Below are 20491 nucleotides of genomic sequence, written 5' to 3' on the forward strand. Positions count from 1 at the left end.
TTTTCGGCCGTGATTATTTTGTCTCAATATTGCGGGCGCGATTTTCAACCCATAACTAACCAGGAAGGATACTGCAGTGTCGTACTTGAAAGAGAGTGATCCAGATGTGTACCGTTCCATCCGCCATGAGCTGGCACGACAGAGTAATCAGCTGGAACTGATTGCTTCGGAGAACATTGTCAGCGAGGCGGTTCTCGAGGCCCAGGGCTCCATTTTCACCAACAAGTACGCCGAGGGGTATCCTGGGAAGCGGTACTATGGCGGCTGCGAATATGCCGACCAGATCGAATCCCTGGCCATCGAACGGGCCCTGAAGATCTTCGGTGCCGAATACGCCAATGTGCAGCCCCATTCCGGCAGCCAGGCCAATATGGCGGTCTATTTTGCTTCGCTGCAGCCGGGAGATACGGTGCTGGGTATGGATCTGGCCCACGGCGGCCATCTCACCCACGGAGCCGGGGTGAATTTTTCCGGGCAGCTCTATAAATTTGTTTCCTACGGGGTGAGCCGGGAAACCGAGCGCATCGACATGGCTGAGGTGGAGCGCGTTGCCCTTGAGCATCGGCCGAAGATGATCGTGGCCGGGGCGAGCGCCTATCCCAGGATTATTGATTTTGCCGGCTTCCGTGCCATTGCCGACAAAATCGGCGCCCTGTTCATGGTGGACATGGCCCATATCGCCGGGCTGGTGGCGGCCGGGGTGCATCCCTCGCCGGTGCCCTATGCCGATTTTGTCACGACCACCACCCACAAGACCCTGCGGGGGCCGCGGGGCGGCCTGATCCTTGCCAAGGCAGAATTCGGCAAGAAACTCGACAGCAAGATCTTTCCCGGTATCCAGGGTGGCCCGTTGGTGCATGTCATCGCCGCCAAGGCAGTCGCCTTTAAGGAGGCCATGGGAGAGAAATTCAAGCAGGATCAGGCCCAAGTGGTCAAGAACGCCCAAGCTTTGGGGGATGGGTTGGTCCGGCACGGCTTCCGTCTTGTTTCCGGCGGCACCGATAACCACCTGCTCCTGGTCGATCTGACCAACAAGGGGGCAACCGGTAAGGATGCGGAAGTGGCCTTGGAAGAGGCAGGGCTTACCGTCAACAAAAACGCCATTCCCTTTGACCAGCAGAGCCGTTTTGTTACCAGCGGGGTGCGCATCGGTACGCCGGCTGTGACCACCCGCGGTCTTAAGGAGCCGGAGATGGCCAAGGTTGCAGATTGGATCAACCGGGCCATAGAGAATCGTCAGAACATGGAGGTCCTCAGCGGCATCAAAGCCGAGGTCCGCGCCCTGTGCGATACCTTTCCCCTCTATCCGGACATGGAACGGGACAACGGGTAAGCGATTATGACAGAGACCCGCCCTTCCTGGGACGAATATTTCATGTCCATCACCGAGATGGTGGCCCAGCGTGCCACTTGTCTCCGCCGCAAGGTGGGCGCCATTCTGGTGCGGGACAAACGCATCATTGCCACGGGCTATAACGGCGCCCCGGCCAAGGTGAGCCATTGTCTGGATATCGGCTGTCTCCGCGAGCAGCAGGGCATTCCCTCCGGGGAGCGGCATGAGCTGTGCCGGGGGTTGCACGCCGAGCAGAACGCCATTATCCAGGCGGCCCTGCACGGTTTCAGCGTCGAGGGCGCTACCCTGTACTGCACCAATATGCCCTGCGCCATCTGCAGCAAGATGCTGATCAATGCACGAATTGAAAAAATCTATTATAAAGAGGGCTATGCCGACAGCCTTTCCTCGTTGCTGTTGGCGGAAGCCAAAGTTCCGGTTGTTCAGTTGGGGTAAGTTGTACATGGCGCAAATCTTGCCCCGGCGCTAATCTCGGTAAGGCGAAGTTATGAAATGTCCGTATTGCGGTCATCTGGAAAATCGGGTTGTTGACTCCCGCCTGAACAAGGAATTTACCATCACCCGTCGTCGCCGGATGTGTGATGCCTGCAGTCGCAGGTTTACTACCTACGAGCGGCTTGAAGTGACCATGCCCATGTTGATCAAGAAGGATGGGCGGCGCGAGGCCTGGGATCGGCACAAGGTGGTGGAAGGTCTGCAGAAGGCGTGTGAAAAACGGCCGGTCAGCATGGAGCAGATCGATGAGTTTGTCGATTCCCTGGAGCGGGAGCTTCAGGATATGGGCGAACGCGAGATTCCGGTGAAGCTTGTCGGGGAGCGGGTCATGGACGGATTGCGCAAGCTCGACGGCGTGGCCTATGTCCGTTTCGCCTCGGTCTACCGGCAGTTCAAGGACTTGAGCGAGTTCATGGCCGAGTTGAAGGACATGCTCGGCGGCCCGGAAGAAATACCGGAATGAAAGACGACCGCGCCTGGATGCAGCTGGCCATCAGGGAGGCGAGAAAAGGGCTCGGCCGCACCTCGCCCAACCCTTGTGTCGGCGCGGTGGTTGTCAAAAATAACAAGCTCATTGCCACGGGGTTTCACGAAAAGGCCGGAACCCCCCATGCCGAGGTGCATGCCCTTCGGGGCGCCGGGGTACAAGCCAGGGGCGCCACCATTTATGTGACCTTGGAGCCTTGCAACCATACCGGACGGACTCCTCCTTGCACCCAGGCCATTTTGGCGAGCGGCATCAAGCGGGTGGTGGTCGGGATGCTCGACCCCAATCCGCTCGTGGCGGGGGGAGGCTGCAAGACTCTTGGTGCTCAGGGGGTTGAGGTTGTCCATGGCGTGTTGGCCGAGGAATGCCGGGGCTTGAACCGACCTTTTATGAAGCATGTCACCACCGGCTTGCCCTGGGTGCTCATGAAGGCCGGGATGAGTCTGGATGGGCGCTTGGCCCTTGCTTCCGGCCAGTGCGCTTGGATCACCAACGAGCAATCCCGGCGTCAGGTGCATCGGGTGCGGGACCGGGTGGACGCCATCCTCATCGGCAGCGAGACAGCCCTGTGCGACGATCCGGCGCTCACCACCAGATTGCCTGGCCGCCGGGGCAGAGACCCGTTGCGGGTTATTTTGGACAGTGCGCTTAGGCTGCCGGTTTCTGCCAAAATGCTGCAACAGGAGTCCTCTGCCCCCACCTGGATTTTTTGCGGGCCGGAGGCGGATGTGAAACGGGCCGAGGCCTTGATTAACGCAGGCGCGGTCATCAAGCAGGTCAGGCTCGATGAAGCAGGCCAGCTTGATCTTGGTGCAGTGCTGTGCGAGCTTGGCCGCGCGCAGCTCACCAGCGTTCTGGTCGAAGGTGGTAGCCGGGTGCATACCGCTTTTTTGCGGGCCAATCTGGTGGACGAGGTGAATATCTTTGTTGCCCCGATCTTTCTCGGCAACGACGGAGTGCCGCTGGTGGATACCTTGGGGTTGCAGCAGGTTGCGGACGCTCCCCGCTTCAGCACTACCAGGGTGCGGCGGTTTGGCAACGATGTGCTGATCGAAGGGCTGATGGAAAAATAGCTGATAGCTGGCAGCTGATAGCTGACCGCTTAGGAAAAAATATGTTTACCGGGATCATACTGGGGCAGGGCAGAATACTGGAAAAAAGACCGGTCGGTGGCGGGATGCTCTTTGCCATCGGGGCGGATTTTGCTCTGCCCGATCCCGAGGAAGGCGAATCCATTGCGGTCAACGGCGTCTGTTTGACGGCCAAAGAGATAAGTGGCCGCCGCTTTCTCGTCGATGTTTCGCCGGAAAGCCTGAACCGCACCAATCTCGGCCAGTTGTCCGTGGGAGGTGTGGTCAACCTGGAACGGGCTCTGCGCCTCACCGACCGGCTGGGCGGGCATATGGTCAGCGGCCATGTGGATGCCACGACCCCCATGCTTACCCGCAAGCCGGTTGGGGAGTTTGTCCTCTTCAGCTTCCAGGTTCCGGCGGGTTTTGGCAAGTATATCATTGAAAAAGGCTCCATCGCCATTGACGGCATCAGTTTGACCGTCAACACCATCGATGAGTCGGCTTTTTCCGTTTCCATCATCCCCCATACCCTCGGGGTTACGACCCTGGGTGCATTGCGGCCGGGGAGCGTGGTCAATATTGAAGTGGATTTGATCGGTAAGTATGTGGAAAAATTGCTCTCCGCCAAGGACGCTGACGGCGGGGGGGTGGCATCAAGAATTAATTCCGCTTTTTTGGCTGAACACGGTTTTTTGCGATAAATACACGGGCAGCCAGCAGGCGGCGAAGGCTTTGAGGTGAAGAATATGGCGGTGAGTTCCATTGAAGAGGTGATTGACGAGATCCGGGCCGGGAAGATGATCATCCTGGTTGACGACGAGGATCGCGAGAACGAAGGCGATCTGTACATGGCCGCGGAAAAGGTCACCCCCGAGGCGATCAATTTCATGGCCACCCATGGCAGGGGGCTTATCTGTCTGACCCTGACCCCGGATCATCTCGAGCAGCTGCAGATCCCGATGATGGTGCAGAACAACAAGTCTCCCTTTGAAACGGCTTTCACGGTGAGCATCGAGGCCACCACCGGGGTTACCACCGGTATCTCGGCGGCGGACCGGGCCAGGACCATTCTGGTTGCGGCCGCTCCCGATGCCAAGCCCAGCGATATCGTCAGCCCGGGGCATATCTTTCCCCTGCGCGCTCGGCGGGGCGGGGTTCTGGTCCGTACCGGCCAGACCGAGGGTTCGGTTGATCTCTCCCGCTTGGCCGGGCTGCATCCTTCCGGAGTGATCTGTGAGATCATGAAGGAAGATGGGACCATGGCCCGGATGCCCGATCTGGAGATCTTTGCCAAGGAACACGATCTCAAGATCGCCACCATTGCCGATCTCGTTGCCTACCGGACCCGGGAGGACAAGCTGGTCCATCGGGCCGCCGAGGCCAAGATCCCCACCCGCTACGGCGATTTCCGGACCATTGTCTACACCAATGATGTGGATGAGCTTGAACATGTTGCCCTGGTTAAGGGGGAGATCGATCCCAACAAAGAGATCATGGTCCGGGTGCATTCCTCCTGTCTGACCGGCGACGTCTTCGGCTCCAAGCGCTGCGACTGCGGCGGGCAATTGCACAGCGCCATGCGCATGGTCGAAAACGAGGGGGCAGGCATTGTTCTCTACATGCAGCAAGAGGGAAGGGGAATCGGGTTGATCAACAAGATCAAGGCGTATGCCCTGCAGGAAGGGGGCATGGACACGGTTGAGGCCAATGTGCATCTGGGCTTCAAGGCCGACCTGCGCGACTACGGAATCGGCGCCCAGATCCTCCGGGATCTCGGGGTCCGCAAGATGCGGCTGATCACCAACAACCCCAAGAAGATCGTCGGTCTCGAAGGGTATGGCCTCAAGGTCACGGGGAGGCAGTCCATCGAGATGGTGCCGGAACCGGAAAATATCGATTATCTGAAGGCCAAGAAGGATAAGCTTGGTCATATGCTGGATCTTTTTACCGGCTCCAAGGATACAAAATAACAGTTAAGTCTTTAGTCCACCTTTTGGAGGAAAAACGATGCCCAAATTTTTTGAAGGAAAACTGCAAGTCGAAGGGAAGAAATTCGGGATTGTTATTGCCCGTTTCAATTCGTTTATTGCCGAGCGTCTGCTGGAAGGCGCCCTGGACACCCTGATGCGTTCCGGGGTGAAGGACAAGGAGATCGAGGTGGCCAGGGTTCCCGGGGCTTTCGAGATTCCGCTGGTCGCCCAGAAGATGGTCAAATCCGGCCGCTATGACGCAGTGATCTGTCTCGGTGCGGTGATTCGCGGTTCCACCCCCCATTTCGATTTCGTGGCCAACGAGGCGACCAAGGGGATTGCCCAGGCCAGCATGGAGTCCGGGGTGCCCATTATTTTTGGGGTGCTTACCACCGACTCCATCGAGCAGGCCATTGAACGGGCCGGCTCCAAGGCCGGGAACAAGGGCTCCGAGTGCGCAGCCACCGCCATCGAGATGGTCAATCTTTTGCCGCAGCTCGCCTGATTATTCATGGGCAATCGACGCAAGGCAAGGGAACTTGCCCTCAACGCCCTGTTTCAGGGGGAGATGACCGAAACCTCGGCAGTGGAGAATTTTCCGCTGCTCTGTGAGAATTTCGAGATCAATAAAAAAGCCATCCCCTACGGTCAGGAGCTGGTAGAGGGCATCACCGACAACTGGGAGGTGATCAACGCCAAGATCGCGGAAAGCGCGGTAAACTGGCGGGTCAGCCGCATGTCGGTGCTGGATCGTAACATCATCCGGCTGGCCGCCTACGAGCTGATGTACAAGGAGGAGGTGCCGCCGCGCGTCGCCATCGACGAGGCCATTGAGCTGGCCAAGCGCTACTGCGGCGAGGATTCTCCCGGTTTTATCAACGGTATCCTTGACGCCATCCTGAAAAATATCGGCAAGGAAAAATAGCCTGTGCCTCAGGCACGCTGGCGCTCCCATTACAGGAACTGATCTGCGAGCATAATGGCAAAAGGGAACAACCAGCAGGAAAAACCAACGCTTGGGCGAGAGATACTTTCCGTATTCGGGGTGTTTGCCGCCCTTTTTCTGCTCCTCTGCTTGCTCAGCCACACCACGCCGGACCCCTCGGGTCAGATCCTTGCCTCCAACTGGGGCGGGGCGGTGGGCCAGTTTGTGGCCGGGCTGCTCATGGATCTTCTTGGAATCACCGCGTTCTGGCTCCCTTTTCTCTTGCTCTTTTTCTCCATCCGCATTTTTTCCCCTGATTTCACTCTCGAGACCCTGCCCCTGACCGTGTTCGGCTGCACCGGGATTCTCCTGGCCAGTGCGGGGCTCAGCGGGTTCACTTCGCTGGCCTCTTTTACCGTTTTTGCGCACACCTATCCGGTGGCCGGATTCTTAGGCACTCTTCTGGCCCAGTACGGTCAGCTGCTCTTCGGCGGTCCCGGTTCCTTCCTCTTGTTTCTCGTGGTGCTGCTGATCTCCCTGATGCTGATCAGCAGCTTCTCCCCCTATTCCCTTGGGAACCGCTTGCGTGCTTTTGTCCTCAGCCGCTGGACCTCCAGGCAAGCGGCTGAAGCGAACAACTCAGCCGGACAGGGCAAGAAAGGGGAGGTCGCCGCCTCTGCCGCAGCCGCAAGCCCGTCCGCAGATGATTCCATTGTGCCCAAGGTGCATGCCCCGGTTAAGCTTGAGGTCGGGGCAGAGGACGACTCCTTCCGCCTCCTGCCCGCGGCCAGCGGAGAATACCGGCTTCCGCCCTTGTCCCTGCTGGATAAGCCGGGAAACACCGAGGTGGTGGTGGACCGCGAGTACTACTATGCGGTCAGTGCCGAACTGGAAGAAAAGCTTAATGATTTCGGGGTGGTGGGAAAGGTTGTCGGCATCTCCCCCGGTCCGGTCATCACCACCTATGAATTTTCTCCGGCGCCTGGGGTCAAGATCAACAAGATCATTGCCCTGGCCGACGATCTGGCCCTGGGGCTCAAGGCCGAGAGTGTCCGCATCGTCGGCTCCATTCCCGGCAAGGCCGCGTTGGGGATCGAGATTCCCAACCCGACCCGCAATATCGTCTATGTCCGCGACATCTTCGCCCATGAAAAATTCCAGAAGGCCGCCTCCCGGCTCACCATCGGCTTGGGCATGGATGTTGTGGGCAATCCGGTGATCGCCGATCTGGCACGGATGCCCCATCTGCTCATCGCCGGGGCCACCGGCTCGGGCAAGAGCGTGGCGGTCAATACCATCATCTGTTCGATTCTCTTTCGGGCCACGCCCGAGGAGGTTCGTCTGCTGCTGGTGGATCCCAAACGGATCGAGCTCTCCTGTTACGAGGATATCCCCCACCTCCTGCACCCGGTGGTGGTGGACCCCAAACTGGCGAGTCGGGCCCTGCTCTGGGCGGTGCGGGAGATGGAGCGGCGCTACCAGCTGATGGAAGAGGCCAAGGTCAAGAGCCTGGCCAGCTACAACGCCGAGGCCGCGGAAAAGTTGCCCCTGATCGTTATCATCATCGATGAGCTGGCCGACCTGATGATGGTTTCCTCCCGCGAGGTCGAGGATTCCGTGGCCAGGCTGGCCCAGATGGCCAGGGCCGCGGGGATGCACCTCATCCTCGCCACCCAGCGCCCCTCGGTGGATGTGCTCACCGGCTTGATCAAGGCCAACTTCCCGACCAGGATGTCCTTCAAGGTCTCCTCCAAGATCGATTCCCGCACCATCCTGGACGGCAGCGGGGCCGAGCACCTGCTGGGAGCCGGCGACATGCTCTTCATGCCCCCCGGCACCAGCAAGCTGCAGCGGATCCACGGCGCCTATATCTCGGATAAGGAAACCGAGCGGATCGTGACCTTCCTCAAGGAGCAGGGCGCTGTGCGTTACGATGAAAGCGTGCTGAAGCTCGCCGAGGAAGCCGAAGCAGGAGAGGGCGACGAGGGTGGGGAGTTGGACGAGAAGTATGACGAAGCCGTGGCCTTGGTCTGCGAATCGGGCCAGGCCTCCATCTCCATGGTCCAGCGGCGGCTGCGGGTGGGGTATAACCGGGCGGCCCGGATGATCGAGCTCATGGAAAAGGAAGGGGTGGTCGGGCCTGCGGACGGCTCCAAGCCACGCGAGGTCTTGGCGAGAAAGTCATATTGATTTTTTTTGCAGGCAGCTTGTAATAATTTAATCAATGACTAAAATACAGGACAGCGATGTTCTGTTTTTTTATAGGATTTTGGTGAGGAATGCATATGAGAGTGGCTGGATCGCCCATTGATATAACCAAGGTCCGCACGGTTGTGTACCACATGCCGGACGGCCAGCAGTTTTCCATCAACATGGAAGGCATTGAGCAGTTTGTCGAGCTCGGACCGGGTCGGGTTTGCGACACCTCGGAGATCGACGGGGTGCTGCATTTTTTCCCCCGCGGCAACGCCTAATCCCAGGGTAATTCCCTTAGCCACAAAACCAATGCTGATCAACACCAAGAGCGACGGCCATGTTCACACCCGGCTCTGCCATCATGCCAGCGGCGAGATGGAGGAGTATGTCCGAGCCGCCATCTCCAAGGGGCTTGAGGAGCTGATCTTTCTCGAGCATCTGGAATGCGGCATCCATTACCCTGAAGACACCTGGCTGAGCGAAGAAGATTTTGTTGTCTACCAGCGCGAAGGTCAGCGGCTGCGGCAGGTTTATGGGGATAGGATTTTTATCGGGATCGGGGTGGAGGTAGGCTACAACCCCAAGCAGGTTCCTGCGATTCTTGATTTTCTCAAACAGTACCCCTGGGACCGGGTCGGTCTCTCCTTCCATTATTACGAGATTAAGGGGCATCACTACAATGTGGTGAGCCGCCGCAAGTTCAATCTGGAGCCCCTGGGCAAGCACGGGGTGGAGCGGGTGATCTCCGACTATTTCTCCACCCTGCTGGAAGCGGTTTCTCTTCTGCCCGCTACGGTGCTCTGTCATCTCGATGCGGTGCTTCGCCATCATCCCGAGGTGCAATTTAATGCTGCACATCAGCGGCAGATCAGGGAGATTTTTCAGGCAATGCGGGAAAAGGGCATGGCTCTGGAGGTCAATACCTCCGGGTTTTCCCATCGGGGGGAGCAGTATCCGGCGCAACCGATTCTTGAAGAGGCGATTGCCTTGGGGGTTCCGCTGGTGGCTGGGTCCGATGCGCATCGGCCCGGGGAGGTGGGGCGGTTTTTTGAGCGGTTGGGGTAGGCTCGGCATTGCCCCATAGCTATCGCTGTGCGGGTTCCATGCCGAGATGCAATCCCAGCCCGAGGGTTGCGGTGCTCAGCATTTGGATGAGGTGGAAGAGACCGTTGTGATCAAAGGGGATGAGAAGCTGGAGCGAGAGATTGCTTGCCTGCACTGCGGCTGCGGCCAGGTTGAGGAGGATTGCCAGGGCAACAATGGCGGCGCCTTTTAGGCGCTGGCTGGCGGCGAGAAAGGTGTAGATGGCCAGGGTGCTTAGCAGAATCGTCGCCGCGTAGACGATGAAGACGATGAACTTTCCGCCCAGCAGCGCGGTCAGGCCGAGAAAGGCTGCGCTTACTCCGATGGACCATGGAACAAGGCGCTTCGCTGCCAGTTTACCCCGCCAATCCGCAACACCCCCCACGAGGAAGAGAACCACGAGAATTCCCAGGCTCAGGTAGAGAGGGGCCCATAGTGCTATGCGCATGGACTTTGGCATCTCTAGGGCGTGGATCAGGGCGCCGAGGGAGGAGGCGGTTGCGAGGAGGGCAAAGGCTGAGCACCAGAGGTTGATTCGCCAGCGGTTTGTGGGTGTTGAGCGGAAGAGGAGGGCGATGATTATGGTGCACTCGATGGCGAGGAGGGCATCGGTGGCGCTGGTGGTTAGTTCGGTTGGGGAGGTGGTGAGGGGCACTGATGGCTCGTTTGGTTGGCGAATGAATGGGATTGATTGTTCATTTCTTTGCTTGCCCAAAGAAACGAACCAAAGAAAGGGCACCCTGTGTCTCTTGTCCCGCCGAAGGCGGGATGCCCTGCGTTCCTCGATGCCGCCGGGATGTTGCAAACTCGGCTACGCCTCAAACAGTGCAACCTCCCTTTTCGGCGGCCTCTCCGGTACTCGGCTGCGTGCCAATGGGAACATATGGGAAATGCAGTAGTATTTATATGTTAATTTTTCTTCTCCATGATTTTTCTGATACGTTCCAACTCTTCAACAATTGGATCGTGATTACCTTCGCTGCCCAAGTACCCCCGAAGATCTATGCAGTGTCGCTCTTCGATCTTTTTTCCTAGGTATTCGTAAGTTGCTGTGACAGTGAACTGGACGGGGCAAGCATCCATTTTTCCTTCTTTGCCAAACAGCACCCAGGCCTGTCCCAAAGCAAAGGTCAGTTCTGTGTCGGGCGGAAAGCTATCCATTGGTGTCGTGAAGGCGCTCTTATTGCGAAGGTTCTTTTCTGGGCGATCAGTCTCGCCAAATTGAAAGAAGTCTCGGTCCAATCCGAGGCAGAGATTTTCTGCGCCTGTCCTTCCAGTGTTGGCAATGCGAAGGTAAAGGAATGGTGTGTGAGGTCGAATAAAGGATGAAACCGTGACGTAAGGACGGAACATCGCCTCTGACTGATTTCGGATTGCTTCAACCGATGATTCACTTGCTTTAGTCATGCGGTGCGTCAGATATGCGTATATCGCGGTGATGAACACCAAGATTGCCGTCAAATATTCGATTACCACATCGTCTCCAAGTGAAGCCTAAGATGTAATTTTACGGGGCTACCTTTTATGCCAAGCTGATCATCAGCGGAATAACATGCAGCTTCTTGGAAACGGTCTGGGTGGTGCCGAGTTTCCAGTCGGTGCAGGTGGCTTTGTCGCCTAGGAGGGCGTCGATCTCCGCTGTCAATCCCTTGAGGTTGATGATGGGGTGGCGGCTGAATACCTCGGGCAACCCGTAGGTGAGGTTGCAGGCCAGGCATCTGCCGGGGCGTTCGTGGAGTTCGAGGCCGAAGGTGAGGATGTTTGCCGCATGTCCCTTATAGACTAAGCGGATGTCGTAGGCCCCTTCTTCGGCATCGCCGAACAGGGCGTCGAAAAAGGCGTTGGCGCGGTCTGCCGGAAAGAGGGTCTGCAGGGTTTGTTCGGTAAAAATATCCTGTACGGTGTTCATTTCTATTTCCTTGGATTTATGGAAAAAGTTGTCTTGCTGGTCTCTGATTTTTGTAACTCCTTAATCTACCAGTACGGCAGGAAAATTAAAACTTTTTTGTCGATTGCCCGCCTGTTCTTGTGTTAGAGTTGCCGCCATGCAACCCACCCTATTTCCCATGGAACCAAAGCCAAAGCCCCAGCCTGCACCTTCTGCCAGCCAGATCAGCCGCAAGGCTCTAAACGAGGCGCAATACGAGGCGGTGACCACTGTGAGTGGTCCGGTGCTGGTCATTGCCGGGGCGGGCAGCGGCAAAACCCGGACCCTGGTCTATCGCCTGGCCCATCTGGTCGAGCAGGGCGTGCCCCCGGAGCAGATCCTGCTCCTTACCTTTACCCGCAAGGCGGCCCAGGAGATGCTCCATCGGGCCAGTATGCTGCTGGACGATTCCTGTCGGCGGGTGATGGGCGGCACCTTTCATGCCACGGCCAATCTGCTGCTGCGCCGCTACTGCCGACATCTCGGCTATGAGTCGAATTTTACCATCATCGACCAGTCCGATGCCGAGGGCATCGTCAATCTCCTCAAATCCTCCCTGAATCTGGGCGGCGAGAACAAGCGTTTTCCCTCCAAGCGGGTGGTGATCTCCATCTTGAGCAAGTCGGTGAACAAGGGGATGGGGATCGAGGAGCTGGTCGAGGCCGAGTACGGCCATTTTCATGATTTTGCCGACGATCTGCAGACCATTGCCCTCCATTACAAGCGGTTCAAGCTTGAGCACAGCCTCATGGATTACGACGACCTGCTGGTGAACTGGCGTCGGGTTCTGGAGGAGTTTCCCGAGGTGCATGCCGAGCTGGCCAACCGCTTCAGCCACATCATGGTGGATGAGTACCAGGACACCAACCCCATCCAGGCGGGTATCGTCCGGCTGATGGCGGCCAAGCACAACAACGTGATGGTGGTGGGCGATGATTCCCAATCCATCTACAGCTTCCGGGGCGCGGATTTCCGCAACATCATGGAGTTCCCCTCGCTCTTTCCGGACACCCGCCTCATCCGACTGGAGGAAAACTACCGCTCCACCCAGAAGATCCTCGACCTGACCAACGCCATCATCGAGAAGGCGCAGGAAAAATATACCAAGACCCTGTTCACCAATATCACGGGCGGGGAAAAGCCCGTGGTCTACGGGGCCAGGGATGAGGCCACCCAGGCCCGTTATGTGGCGGAAAAGATCGTGGCCCTGCGCAATGCGGGCGAGCCTCTTGATGAGATGGCAGTACTCTTCCGCTCCGGTTTTCATTCCTACAAGCTGGAGCTGGAGCTCACCCATCGACAGGTCGAGTTTGAAAAACGCGGCGGCCTCAAGCTCAACGAGCTGGCCCATAACAAGGACGTCATCTCCTATCTGCGGGTGGTGGCCAATCCCCATGACCATCTCTCCTGGAACCGGCTCCTGCTGCAACTCGACAAGGTGGGGCCCAAGACGGCCCAGAACATCCTGAGTCGGGTCAAAAGCGCGGAAGACCCCCTGGCGGCCCTTAAAGAGTATCCGGCCGGCAAAACCTGGAAGGAGGGTTTGGCGGATCTGCTGGAGATGCTCGAATCGATCCGGCAGCAGGGCATGAGCATGGGCCAGATGTTCGAGCGGATCATGGACTACTATGAGCCGATCTTTGAGCGGCTGTACCACGACGATTATCCCCGCCGTCGGCGGGACCTGGACGAGTTGGGAAGGGTGATGGGCGGCTATGTCGAATTGCAATCCTTTCTCGACGACGCCTCCCTTGATCCACCCCAGGCCGGGGCGGTGGAGGAGGATGGCGGCAAGCGACTGGTGCTCTCCACCATTCATTCGGCCAAGGGGCTGGAATGGGACACGGTCTTTATCATCAACCTGGCCGAGGGGCGCTTTCCCTCGGCTCAGGCCGTGTTGCCCGCGCATAAGGAAGAGGAGCGGCGCTTGCTCTATGTGGCCGCGACCCGGGCCCGCAAACAGCTCTATCTGGTCTATCCCCAGGAGGTCATGTCCTACGATTCCTCCTCGGCGGCGGGCGGCCCTTCTCCTTTTTTGCAGGAATTGCCCCATGCCCTGACCCAGGCGCCTGTTGCTACTGCTTGGCAGCATCAGTCTGTGGCCTATGGTGCGGAGCAGGAGGAGCGGCCCGATTACAGCATCCCGCCGCTGCGGTCTTCCTATCCGCCCGGGCTGTCCAGTTCGGCGGGGGTTGCCCCGGCCCAGAAAATCAAGCTCGGCAACCGGGTGCGGCATCCGTTTTTCGGGGAGGGGGTGGTGGAAAAGGTCGTCAGCCCCAAGTCGCTGGAGGTGCTCTTTGCCCGGCACGGGCGCAAGACCCTCCATCTTGATTATGCCAAGCTGGAGTTGGTGGAATGATGCAATATCAAGAGGCGTGGACCTTCCTCGATAACCTGCAGTTTTTTAAGATCAAGCTCGGCCTTGAGAGCATGAGCCAGTTTCTTGAGTCGGTGGGCAATCCGCACCGTGCTCTGCGTTTTCTGCATGTGGCGGGCACCAACGGCAAGGGCTCCGTCTCCACCACCCTGCGGGAGATTCTGACCCGGGCGGGCTACAGGGTGGGGCTGTACACCTCGCCGCACCTGAGCTGTGTGCGGGAGCGGTTTCGCCTCGATGACCGCTTTATCTCCGAAGAGGAGTTCGCCCGCCAGGCCGGTGTGATCCGCGAGGTGCTGGGGGAGCGGCAGATTACCTATTTTGAGTTCGCCACCGCCCTGGCCCTGCTCTGGTTTGCCGAAGAGCAGGTGGATGTGGCCATTCTGGAAGTGGGCATGGGGGGCAGGCTTGACGCCACCAATGTGGTCACCCCGTTGGTCTCGGTGATCACCAATGTCAGCATGGATCATGAGCAATACCTCGGCAATACCCTGGCTGCGGTGGCCTACGAAAAGGCCGGGGTCATCAAGCCGGGCGTGCCTGTGGTTGCCGGCGTATCCGCGGATGAAAGTCTGGCGGTGGTGGAGGAGGTGTGCCGGGAGCGCAAGGCCCCCTTGTTTCTGCTGGGCAGGGAGTTTGCTACCCTTCGCGGTGAAGAGGGAGGTTGGGAATATCGAGGCATCGACTCCAGCCATTCCCTGACCGGGCTCCAGTGCCGCCTGAAAGGGGGCTACCAGATCGGCAACGCGGCTCTGGCTCTGGCTGCGCTGGAATTGGTCTCCGGGGTTTTGCCGGTGGACGGCGAGGCGATCCGGCAAGGGCTGCTCTCCGTGGCCTGGCCCGGGCGGTTGGAGTATTTCTGCCTTGCCGATGGCAAACAGGTGGAGTGTCCGGCAGAGTCCGCAACCGATCAGACGCCCACGCTGCGTCGTTATCTGCTGGATGGGGCCCATAATCCCGCCGGGGTCGAAAGCCTTCTCGATGCCCTGGTCAGCGAATTCAGTTACGTCCGGCTCATTCTCGTCTGGGGTTGCATGGCGGACAAGGATGTTGCCGCCACCCTTACGGCCATTGCCCCGCTGGCGGACCGCATCATCTTCACCCGTCCTGAAAGCGAGCGCTCGGCAACGGTGGCGCAGCTCACCGCCATCCTGCCCGAAGAGGATCGCGCCAAGGCGCAGGGCGCGGCAACGGTCGCTGAATCCTTGGCCATGGCCGCTGATCTGGCGGACAGCGGTGATCTGATCTGCGTGGCCGGCTCTCTCTATTTGGTGGGGGCAGCGCGCAAGATCCTTTTGGGCGAGGTGGCGCCATGAGTGGGGAGGAAAATTGCTACGGCGAGGGGGTGGCTGAGGAGGATATCCGCCGCGAACGTGCCAAGGCGAGGGAGATTCGAAAAAGCAGATGGTGGCAGACCAAGCTCTCGCTGGGTATCTGCTACTATTGCGGCAAAAAGACCCCGGCCAAGGAGCTCACCATGGACCACATCGTTCCCCTGGCCAGGGGAGGGACAAGCTCCAAGGGGAATCTTGCGGCCTGTTGCAAGGAGTGCAACAATCTGAAGAAAACCATGCTGCCCATTGAGTGGGATCTGTACATGGAGCGGTTGGAGAAAAGTGAAAAATGAAAAGTTAAGAGTGAAGAGTTAAAGGCAGGGCTTTAATACCTGGGCTTTTCGCTGTACATTTTTCATTTTGCATTTTTAATTTTTCACTTTCTTCAATCCCCAAGGCATATCCCGATTTCCCGGGCGGTGAGGACCTTGTCGCTGTCCAGCGGCACCTTTTTTCGGCCCTTGATCGCCTCGGCCAGGGGTACGGCGATAATATCCGTGGCGGCCAGCGCCACCATGTGATCGAAGATCTCCTGCTCGGCCAGCCGCACCGCCGCGCCGCCAAAACGCAGGGCCAGCATCCGGTCGAAGGTGGTGGGCGAGCCGCCGCGCTGCAGGTGCCCCAGCACCAGGGAACGGGTGTCCTTGCCGGTTTTTTCCCGGATCTGTTGCGCCACCCATTCGCCTACCCCACCCAGCAGCACCTCCTGCCGACCCACCGCGCATTGTTCCGTGGCCTTATGGATGACCTCGGTGTCTTTGGCCCGAGCCCCTTCGGCCACCACGACAATGGCGTAATGTTTATGGTGCAGCTCGTTGTCGTTGATCTTGTTGCAGACCGAATCGAGGTTGAAGGGAATCTCCGGGATGAGGATGACATCGGCGCAGCCTGAGATCCCGGAGTTGATGGCAATCCAGCCGGAATCTCGTCCCATGACCTCGACCACCATGACCCGGTCGTGGGATTTGGCGGTGGAATGGAGCTTGTCAAGGGCATCGGTCGCCGTAGCCACGGCGGTGTCGCAGCCGAAGGTTCTGTGGGTGGCCTGCAGGTCGTTGTCAATGGTCTTGGGCACCCCGATCACCGGCATCCCTTTTTCCGTGGCGAAACGGTGGGCGATCTCCAGGCTGCCGTCGCCGCCCACGGCAATATGGCAGGAAAAACCCATCCTGGTGAAATTCTGCATAACCCGGTCGGAAACATCGCGGAGCTGCACCTCGCCGGCCAGGTTTTCCACCGGCATGGCGAATGGGTTGCCTTTATTGGTAGAGCCGAGGATGGTGCCCCCGGTGGGGGTGATGTCCTCAACCATCTCCGGAGTGAGGCGGACAAGTTCGTCCGGGTCAAGCAGCCCTTTGTAGCCGCCGTGACTGCCATATACCTCCCAGCCCCGGTAATGGGCGGATTTGGTCACGGCGTAGATTACAGCGTTCAGGCCCGGGGCGTCGCCGCCGCCGGTGGATATGACAATTTTTTTCATCTGTTCGGCCTCGTATACCAACGGAGAAAAGAGTTCTGTTCTTTGGGGGAAATTCTTTCTTTATTTATAGCGTGAATCGCCCGGAGCGTAAAACAAAAAACCAGCCTTGACTTATGGGTCTATATTTCTTAATTTACTACATAAGAAAAAGCTGAAAATCCATTTTTCTTGCCGGCCTCCTAAAGCCGGATATTTTTTTATGAACCATTTTGACGAGGAGATCATAGGATGCTTGAAGTAACAGAGCAGGCGGTTGTCAAACTGAAAGCGTACCTGGCCGATAATAATATCGATTCTGCCGTACGTGTAGCCTTAATGCAGGGTGGCTGAGCAGGCCCCTCTTTGGGATTGGCTCTGGATGAGCCAAAAGAAAATGATGCGACGTTTGAACATGGCGGGATTAAATTCCTCCTCGACAATAATCTCAGCAATCAGTGTGGGGTCATCAAAGTAGACTTCATCGAGGCCGGACCCCGTTCCGGTTTCGGCATCTCCTCGGCCAAGCCTCTCGGCGGCGGTGGCGGTGGGAGCTGCGGCAGTTCGTGCGGCAGCGGCGGTGGTTCCTGCGGGGGCTGATTGTTTTGCTTTGTCCTTGTTTTAAAAAAACCCTGGCTCCGGCCGGGGTTTTTTATTGGGGCGGCTTGCGGTTGTCTTTGATGAAAACGGAGAGGTAGGCGATAAGATCGCGCATCTCCTCGCCGTTTTCCGGAATTGCCTCCCCGCGGAGGGCCACCTCGATGCAGAAATTGATCACCTCGGCCAGACCGGCAACGGGGTTGCCCATGACAAGATAGTGCTTCCTGCTCAGGGTCTCCGGGCTGAAATCCCTTCCGTCCCTATGACAGGTGAGGCAGCTTTTTCCCGAGGTGCCTCCCCCGAGTCCGGGGCTTTCAAAGAGCAGTTTCCCGTGCGCACCATCTGCGCCAAGGCAGCTGCCGGCGGCGAGCAAGACACTGGATGTTGCCAGAAGGGTGATGGCCATTTTCATCCGTTTCATTTTCCTTCCCCCTCCCGAATCGTGTTGTCCGTAGAACAGCGGTATGCAGAAAACTCCTATGATTTTTCCTCATTTCAAAGATACTGTATTATGAAAAGGGTGTGGGGAAAAAAGATCAAAGGAGTGGCTTATGGCACTGGATAAAGGCGCACGGGATGCAGGCCTGACGGAGGAACAGGGGAAAGCGCTACTTTGGTTGGCGCGCGAGACCATTGCCCGGCAACTTGGGAAAGAGGGGCGGGAACCGGACCCTGATATTGCGGCGTGCTTGCGGGATCAAGCCCTTCAGGAGAAGAGGGGAACCTTTGTCACCTTGAAAGAGCATGGGGAGTTGCGTGGCTGCATCGGCACCCTTGTCGGCATTGACCCTATTGTCGAGGGGGTGAAACGCAATGCCCTGCATGCCGCCTTTGACGATTCCCGCTTCAGCCCGGTTGAGGAAGAGGAGCTGGCCGCAATTGAGGTGGAGGTCAGCATCCTCACCGAGCCGACCCCCTTGATCTATGCGACTCCGGAGGAGCTGCTTGCTCGTTTGCAGGTTGGGGTTGATGGGGTCATTATCCGAAAGGGGGGGCAGGGTGCCACCTTTCTGCCCCAGGTCTGGGAGCAGCTGCCCGCGCCTGAGGATTTCTTGAGCCACCTCTGTCGGAAGGGTGGTTTGCCCGCCGAGGTCTGGCGCTCTGGAACTCTTGAGGTGTTGACCTATCGGGTGCAGTATTTTGAGGAGTAGGGTGAAACGGAGCGATAAAAACGAAACGTTCCCCGGCTGGCTTGGCGGATGGCTGTTGATTTTTGCAAGGTGATATGGTACACCGCCGTTTGATTTGAGTGCCATGCCTGGGTGGCGGAACTGGTAGACGCAAGGGACTTAAAATCCCTCGGGGGCAACCCCGTACGAGTTCGATTCTCGTCCTGGGCACCATAATCATGATAAGGGTTTTTGGGCCTTGGCCCGGAAGCCCTTTTTTTCGGTTCTCCGTTGCCCTTCGAGGAAAAATCGAATAGGAATGGACCTGGATGATGTCGTGCAGAATGCTTGCTCGAGGGCAATCTGGAATAATCTGCGCCAGGAGTTTTGGCCATTGGGGAGGAAGAATGATGAGTGAAAAACAGCCAACCATTGACATAATCGCCGAGATTTTCTGTCAGGCCGTGAAGAGAACCCTGGACAAGAGCACGCAAAAGTCCATCAAGTTTTCCAAGACGATTCAGGTTATTCCCAAGGTGAGTCTGCGGCCGGAAATCGGCTGTTTTGTCCAGTTTGCCGGGGATTATAACGGCTTGGTGGTAGTGAATTTTTCCGCCGGAGCCGCCATGGAGCTCTATCGGAGCTACATGCTTGCCATGGGGATGCCGGAGAGCGATCTGGCCCAGGATTCGACCTCCGCCGAGGTGGTTGACACCATGGGGGAGATGACCAACCAGTTCATGGGCAAGGCCATGCAGATGGTGGAAGGCAAGTTCGATCTTACCTCCTATATCGGTCAGCCCAAGGCCTTGGCTTTGAACACCGCGATTACCCTTACCCCGGATCTGGATTTCCAGGATAACCGGCGGCTGGTATTCAGTCTGGATACCCACCGATTTTATATGGAAATGGCCTTGGAGCGCACGGAATTTATTGCTCTTTGAGCGTGTGCCTCAATCAATTCATAAAAAAGGCTGCCTGCGGGCAGCCTTTTTTGTGGGCAGCCGCGAAAGGACCCCTGGCCGTCAGGGAGTGCGGGCGGGCTTTTGCCTTTCAAAACAGACGGTCTTACAGTATAAGATAAAGTTCCCCTATGAATCCGTTCATTTTTGCTTTTCTTATATACTTGGAGGTGCGTCATGTCGAAGTGCAGCAGTGGAACCTGTGGCAGTAAAAAAGCGAGTGGCTGCGGCTCCGCCGATGCGGCGGTGGCCCAGCAGAATACGGCAATCGCCGCCTCTCTGGATCGGATCAAGAATAAGATCCTGGTGATGAGCGGCAAGGGCGGGGTCGGGAAGTCCACCGTCTCGGTAAATCTGGCCTTGGGCCTTGCCGGCAAGGGATACAAGGTCGGCCTCATGGACGTTGACCTCCACGGTCCGGATATCGTCCGGATGCTCGGCATGCATGGCCGGATGGACGGCGAGCTTACCAAGGACGGCAAGATGCCTCCCCTGGAATATAACAACAAGCTCAAGGTCATCTCGCTTGAAAGCATGATGGAGAACCGGGACGATCCCATCATCTGGCGCGGTCCCCTGAAGAATCAGGCGATCCGCCAGTTTATCGCCGATGTGAACTGGGGCGATCTGGATTATTTGATCATCGATGCCCCCCCCGGCACCGGGGATGAGCCCATGACCGTGGCCCACACCATCAAGGATGCCAAGGCCCTGGTTGTGACCACCCCCCAAAATATTGCCCTGGCCGATGTGCGCAAGTCCATCAATTTTTGCAAGCACGTTTCCATGCAGATCGTCGGCATCGTCGAGAACATGAGCGGCTTTGTCTGTCCGCACTGCGACAAAACGGTGGATATCTTCAAGACCGGCGGCGGCGAGGTCTTGGCCACGGAGTTTTCCGTGCCCTTTCTCGGCCGGATTCCTGTTGACCCCAGGGTGGTTATCGCCGGGGATGACGGCAAGCCCTATCTCTCTTCCGGCGGGACGAGCCCTGCTGTTCAGGCCTTTGAAGCCTTTCTGGCCAAGGTGGAGCAGGAGCTTCCGGTCAGGACTGCGGCCGCCTCCATTCCCATGGCCAAGGCTGGATCGAGCTGCGGCTGCGGCGGGGGGCCATGCAACCCAACCACCTGTGACTGCTGAGGT

At 58.0% G+C, this 20491-nt stretch carries 23 protein-coding genes and 1 tRNA gene; 19 read left to right on the forward strand and 5 right to left on the reverse strand.

Going from position 1 to position 20491, the window contains the following annotated elements; all coding sequences use genetic code 11:
• The first annotated feature begins 76 nt into the window (after positions 1-76).
• The 11 genes from glyA to OLX77_RS09595 all read left to right on the forward strand — a co-directional run bounded on the left by glyA (position 77) and on the right by OLX77_RS09595 (position 9565).
• Entirely contained in the window at positions 77-1333 is a 1257-nt protein-coding gene (glyA, locus tag OLX77_RS09545; protein ID WP_307633368.1) for a serine hydroxymethyltransferase, read from the forward strand.
• A 6-nt stretch (positions 1334-1339) separates the two neighbouring features.
• Positions 1340-1789 carry a deoxycytidylate deaminase gene (locus tag OLX77_RS09550; protein ID WP_307633369.1) on the forward strand — a complete coding sequence of 150 codons (450 nt, stop codon included), beginning with the start codon at positions 1340-1342 and terminating at the stop codon, positions 1787-1789.
• Positions 1790-1841: 52 nt separating this feature from the next.
• The gene (gene nrdR, locus OLX77_RS09555) at positions 1842-2312 is read left to right on the forward strand and encodes a transcriptional regulator NrdR (protein ID WP_307633370.1); all 471 of its coding nucleotides are present in this window, start codon (positions 1842-1844) and stop codon (positions 2310-2312) included.
• The gene (gene ribD / locus OLX77_RS09560; RefSeq protein ID WP_307633371.1) at positions 2309-3409 is read left to right on the forward strand and encodes a bifunctional diaminohydroxyphosphoribosylaminopyrimidine deaminase/5-amino-6-(5-phosphoribosylamino)uracil reductase RibD; all 1101 of its coding nucleotides are present in this window, start codon (positions 2309-2311) and stop codon (positions 3407-3409) included. The genes nrdR and ribD overlap by 4 nt, the downstream gene beginning before the upstream one ends.
• Before the next feature lie 41 nt (positions 3410-3450).
• The gene (locus OLX77_RS09565; RefSeq protein WP_307633372.1) at positions 3451-4110 is read left to right on the forward strand and encodes a riboflavin synthase; all 660 of its coding nucleotides are present in this window, start codon (positions 3451-3453) and stop codon (positions 4108-4110) included.
• 45 nt (positions 4111-4155) lie between these two features.
• On the forward strand, positions 4156-5379 hold the full coding sequence (locus OLX77_RS09570) for a bifunctional 3,4-dihydroxy-2-butanone-4-phosphate synthase/GTP cyclohydrolase II (protein WP_307633373.1): 1224 nt from the start codon (positions 4156-4158) through the stop codon (positions 5377-5379).
• A 37-nt stretch (positions 5380-5416) separates the two neighbouring features.
• Positions 5417-5884 (forward strand): 6,7-dimethyl-8-ribityllumazine synthase, encoded by a 468-nt coding sequence (ribH, locus tag OLX77_RS09575; protein ID WP_307633374.1) that lies wholly within the window; start codon positions 5417-5419, stop codon positions 5882-5884.
• 6 nt (positions 5885-5890) lie between these two features.
• Positions 5891-6304, forward strand: coding sequence for a transcription antitermination factor NusB (gene nusB / locus OLX77_RS09580; RefSeq protein WP_307633375.1), 414 nt, complete (start codon positions 5891-5893; stop codon positions 6302-6304).
• 54 nt (positions 6305-6358) lie between these two features.
• Positions 6359-8494 carry an FtsK/SpoIIIE family DNA translocase gene (locus OLX77_RS09585; protein WP_307633376.1) on the forward strand — a complete coding sequence of 712 codons (2136 nt, stop codon included), beginning with the start codon at positions 6359-6361 and terminating at the stop codon, positions 8492-8494.
• 95 nt (positions 8495-8589) lie between these two features.
• Complete coding sequence (locus OLX77_RS09590; protein ID WP_307633377.1) at positions 8590-8778, forward strand: hypothetical protein; 189 nt, start codon at positions 8590-8592, stop codon at positions 8776-8778.
• Between the two features lie 31 nt (positions 8779-8809).
• Positions 8810-9565 (forward strand): histidinol-phosphatase, encoded by a 756-nt coding sequence (locus OLX77_RS09595; RefSeq protein WP_307633378.1) that lies wholly within the window; start codon positions 8810-8812, stop codon positions 9563-9565.
• Between the two features lie 19 nt (positions 9566-9584).
• On the opposite strand, the gene OLX77_RS09600 is transcribed toward OLX77_RS09595, so the two are convergent.
• The 3 genes from OLX77_RS09600 to OLX77_RS09610 form a co-directional block, all read right to left on the reverse strand.
• On the reverse strand, positions 9585-10238 hold the full coding sequence (locus OLX77_RS09600; protein WP_307633379.1) for a DUF6962 family protein: 654 nt from the start codon (positions 10236-10238) through the stop codon (positions 9585-9587).
• Between the two features lie 254 nt (positions 10239-10492).
• Positions 10493-11059, reverse strand: a complete 567-nt coding sequence (locus OLX77_RS09605) for a DUF8453 domain-containing protein (protein ID WP_307633380.1) — start codon at positions 11057-11059, stop codon at positions 10493-10495.
• A gap of 46 nt (positions 11060-11105) precedes the next feature.
• On the reverse strand, positions 11106-11492 hold the full coding sequence (locus OLX77_RS09610) for a pancreas/duodenum homeobox protein 1 (RefSeq protein ID WP_307633381.1): 387 nt from the start codon (positions 11490-11492) through the stop codon (positions 11106-11108).
• Positions 11493-11628: 136 nt separating this feature from the next.
• Between OLX77_RS09610 and OLX77_RS09615 the strand changes: the two genes are divergently transcribed.
• From OLX77_RS09615 to OLX77_RS09625, 3 genes are read left to right on the forward strand one after another with little or no spacing between them, the layout of a single operon-like run.
• Positions 11629-13869 carry an ATP-dependent helicase gene (locus OLX77_RS09615; RefSeq protein WP_307633382.1) on the forward strand — a complete coding sequence of 747 codons (2241 nt, stop codon included), beginning with the start codon at positions 11629-11631 and terminating at the stop codon, positions 13867-13869.
• Positions 13866-15203 carry a bifunctional folylpolyglutamate synthase/dihydrofolate synthase gene (locus OLX77_RS09620; RefSeq protein WP_307633383.1) on the forward strand — a complete coding sequence of 446 codons (1338 nt, stop codon included), beginning with the start codon at positions 13866-13868 and terminating at the stop codon, positions 15201-15203. The genes OLX77_RS09615 and OLX77_RS09620 overlap by 4 nt, the downstream gene beginning before the upstream one ends.
• The gene (locus OLX77_RS09625) at positions 15200-15514 is read left to right on the forward strand and encodes an HNH endonuclease (RefSeq protein WP_307633384.1); all 315 of its coding nucleotides are present in this window, start codon (positions 15200-15202) and stop codon (positions 15512-15514) included. The genes OLX77_RS09620 and OLX77_RS09625 overlap by 4 nt, the downstream gene beginning before the upstream one ends.
• A 92-nt stretch (positions 15515-15606) precedes the next feature.
• Here OLX77_RS09625 and OLX77_RS09630 read toward each other — a convergent pair whose 3' ends face one another.
• Positions 15607-16701: a 6-phosphofructokinase gene (locus OLX77_RS09630; protein ID WP_307633385.1), complete on the reverse strand. Its 1095-nt coding sequence runs from the start codon at positions 16699-16701 to the stop codon at positions 15607-15609.
• Positions 16702-16929: 228 nt separating this feature from the next.
• Between OLX77_RS09630 and OLX77_RS09640 the strand changes: the two genes are divergently transcribed.
• Positions 16930-17277, forward strand: a complete 348-nt coding sequence (locus tag OLX77_RS09640) for an IscA/HesB family protein (protein ID WP_371877474.1) — start codon at positions 16930-16932, stop codon at positions 17275-17277.
• Between the two features lie 52 nt (positions 17278-17329).
• On the opposite strand, the gene OLX77_RS09645 is transcribed toward OLX77_RS09640, so the two are convergent.
• Positions 17330-17698, reverse strand: a complete 369-nt coding sequence (locus OLX77_RS09645) for a hypothetical protein (RefSeq protein WP_307633388.1) — start codon at positions 17696-17698, stop codon at positions 17330-17332.
• Between the two features lie 130 nt (positions 17699-17828).
• Here OLX77_RS09645 and amrA point away from each other — a divergent pair, with 130 nt between their 5' ends.
• The 4 genes from amrA to OLX77_RS09665 all read left to right on the forward strand — a co-directional run bounded on the left by amrA (position 17829) and on the right by OLX77_RS09665 (position 20488).
• Positions 17829-18428 (forward strand): AmmeMemoRadiSam system protein A, encoded by a 600-nt coding sequence (gene amrA, locus OLX77_RS09650; protein WP_307633389.1) that lies wholly within the window; start codon positions 17829-17831, stop codon positions 18426-18428.
• Between the two features lie 105 nt (positions 18429-18533).
• Positions 18534-18620, forward strand: a tRNA-Leu gene (locus OLX77_RS09655).
• Positions 18621-18793: 173 nt separating this feature from the next.
• Positions 18794-19330, forward strand: a complete 537-nt coding sequence (locus tag OLX77_RS09660; RefSeq protein WP_307633390.1) for a DUF3334 family protein — start codon at positions 18794-18796, stop codon at positions 19328-19330.
• A gap of 195 nt (positions 19331-19525) precedes the next feature.
• Positions 19526-20488 (forward strand): Mrp/NBP35 family ATP-binding protein, encoded by a 963-nt coding sequence (locus tag OLX77_RS09665; RefSeq protein WP_307633391.1) that lies wholly within the window; start codon positions 19526-19528, stop codon positions 20486-20488.
• Positions 20489-20491 lie beyond the last annotated feature (3 nt).

The organism is Thiovibrio frasassiensis, assembly GCF_029607905.1.
GTDB lineage: Bacteria > Desulfobacterota > Desulfobulbia > Desulfobulbales > Desulfurivibrionaceae > Thiovibrio > Thiovibrio frasassiensis.

Bases quoted from the DNA above. Each gene is read 5' to 3' on its own strand.
- OLX77_RS09550 (WP_307633369.1), top strand. From the start codon at position 1,340: ATGACAGAGACCCGCCCTTCCTGGGACGAATATTTCATGTCCATCACC.
- nrdR (WP_307633370.1), top strand. From the start codon at position 1,842: ATGAAATGTCCGTATTGCGGTCATCTGGAAAATCGGGTTGTTGACTCC.
- ribD (WP_307633371.1), top strand. From the start codon at position 2,309: ATGAAAGACGACCGCGCCTGGATGCAGCTGGCCATCAGGGAGGCGAGA.
- OLX77_RS09565 (WP_307633372.1), top strand. From the start codon at position 3,451: ATGTTTACCGGGATCATACTGGGGCAGGGCAGAATACTGGAAAAAAGA.
- OLX77_RS09570 (WP_307633373.1), top strand. From the start codon at position 4,156: ATGGCGGTGAGTTCCATTGAAGAGGTGATTGACGAGATCCGGGCCGGG.
- ribH (WP_307633374.1), top strand. From the start codon at position 5,417: ATGCCCAAATTTTTTGAAGGAAAACTGCAAGTCGAAGGGAAGAAATTC.
- nusB (WP_307633375.1), top strand. From the start codon at position 5,891: ATGGGCAATCGACGCAAGGCAAGGGAACTTGCCCTCAACGCCCTGTTT.
- OLX77_RS09585 (WP_307633376.1), top strand. From the start codon at position 6,359: ATGGCAAAAGGGAACAACCAGCAGGAAAAACCAACGCTTGGGCGAGAG.
- OLX77_RS09590 (WP_307633377.1), top strand. From the start codon at position 8,590: ATGAGAGTGGCTGGATCGCCCATTGATATAACCAAGGTCCGCACGGTT.
- OLX77_RS09595 (WP_307633378.1), top strand. From the start codon at position 8,810: ATGCTGATCAACACCAAGAGCGACGGCCATGTTCACACCCGGCTCTGC.
- OLX77_RS09610 (WP_307633381.1), bottom strand. From the start codon at position 11,492: ATGAACACCGTACAGGATATTTTTACCGAACAAACCCTGCAGACCCTC.
- OLX77_RS09615 (WP_307633382.1), top strand. From the start codon at position 11,629: ATGCAACCCACCCTATTTCCCATGGAACCAAAGCCAAAGCCCCAGCCT.
- OLX77_RS09620 (WP_307633383.1), top strand. From the start codon at position 13,866: ATGATGCAATATCAAGAGGCGTGGACCTTCCTCGATAACCTGCAGTTT.
- OLX77_RS09625 (WP_307633384.1), top strand. From the start codon at position 15,200: ATGAGTGGGGAGGAAAATTGCTACGGCGAGGGGGTGGCTGAGGAGGAT.
- OLX77_RS09630 (WP_307633385.1), bottom strand. From the start codon at position 16,701: ATGAAAAAAATTGTCATATCCACCGGCGGCGGCGACGCCCCGGGCCTG.
- OLX77_RS09645 (WP_307633388.1), bottom strand. From the start codon at position 17,698: ATGAAACGGATGAAAATGGCCATCACCCTTCTGGCAACATCCAGTGTC.
- amrA (WP_307633389.1), top strand. From the start codon at position 17,829: ATGGCACTGGATAAAGGCGCACGGGATGCAGGCCTGACGGAGGAACAG.
- OLX77_RS09660 (WP_307633390.1), top strand. From the start codon at position 18,794: ATGATGAGTGAAAAACAGCCAACCATTGACATAATCGCCGAGATTTTC.
- OLX77_RS09665 (WP_307633391.1), top strand. From the start codon at position 19,526: ATGTCGAAGTGCAGCAGTGGAACCTGTGGCAGTAAAAAAGCGAGTGGC.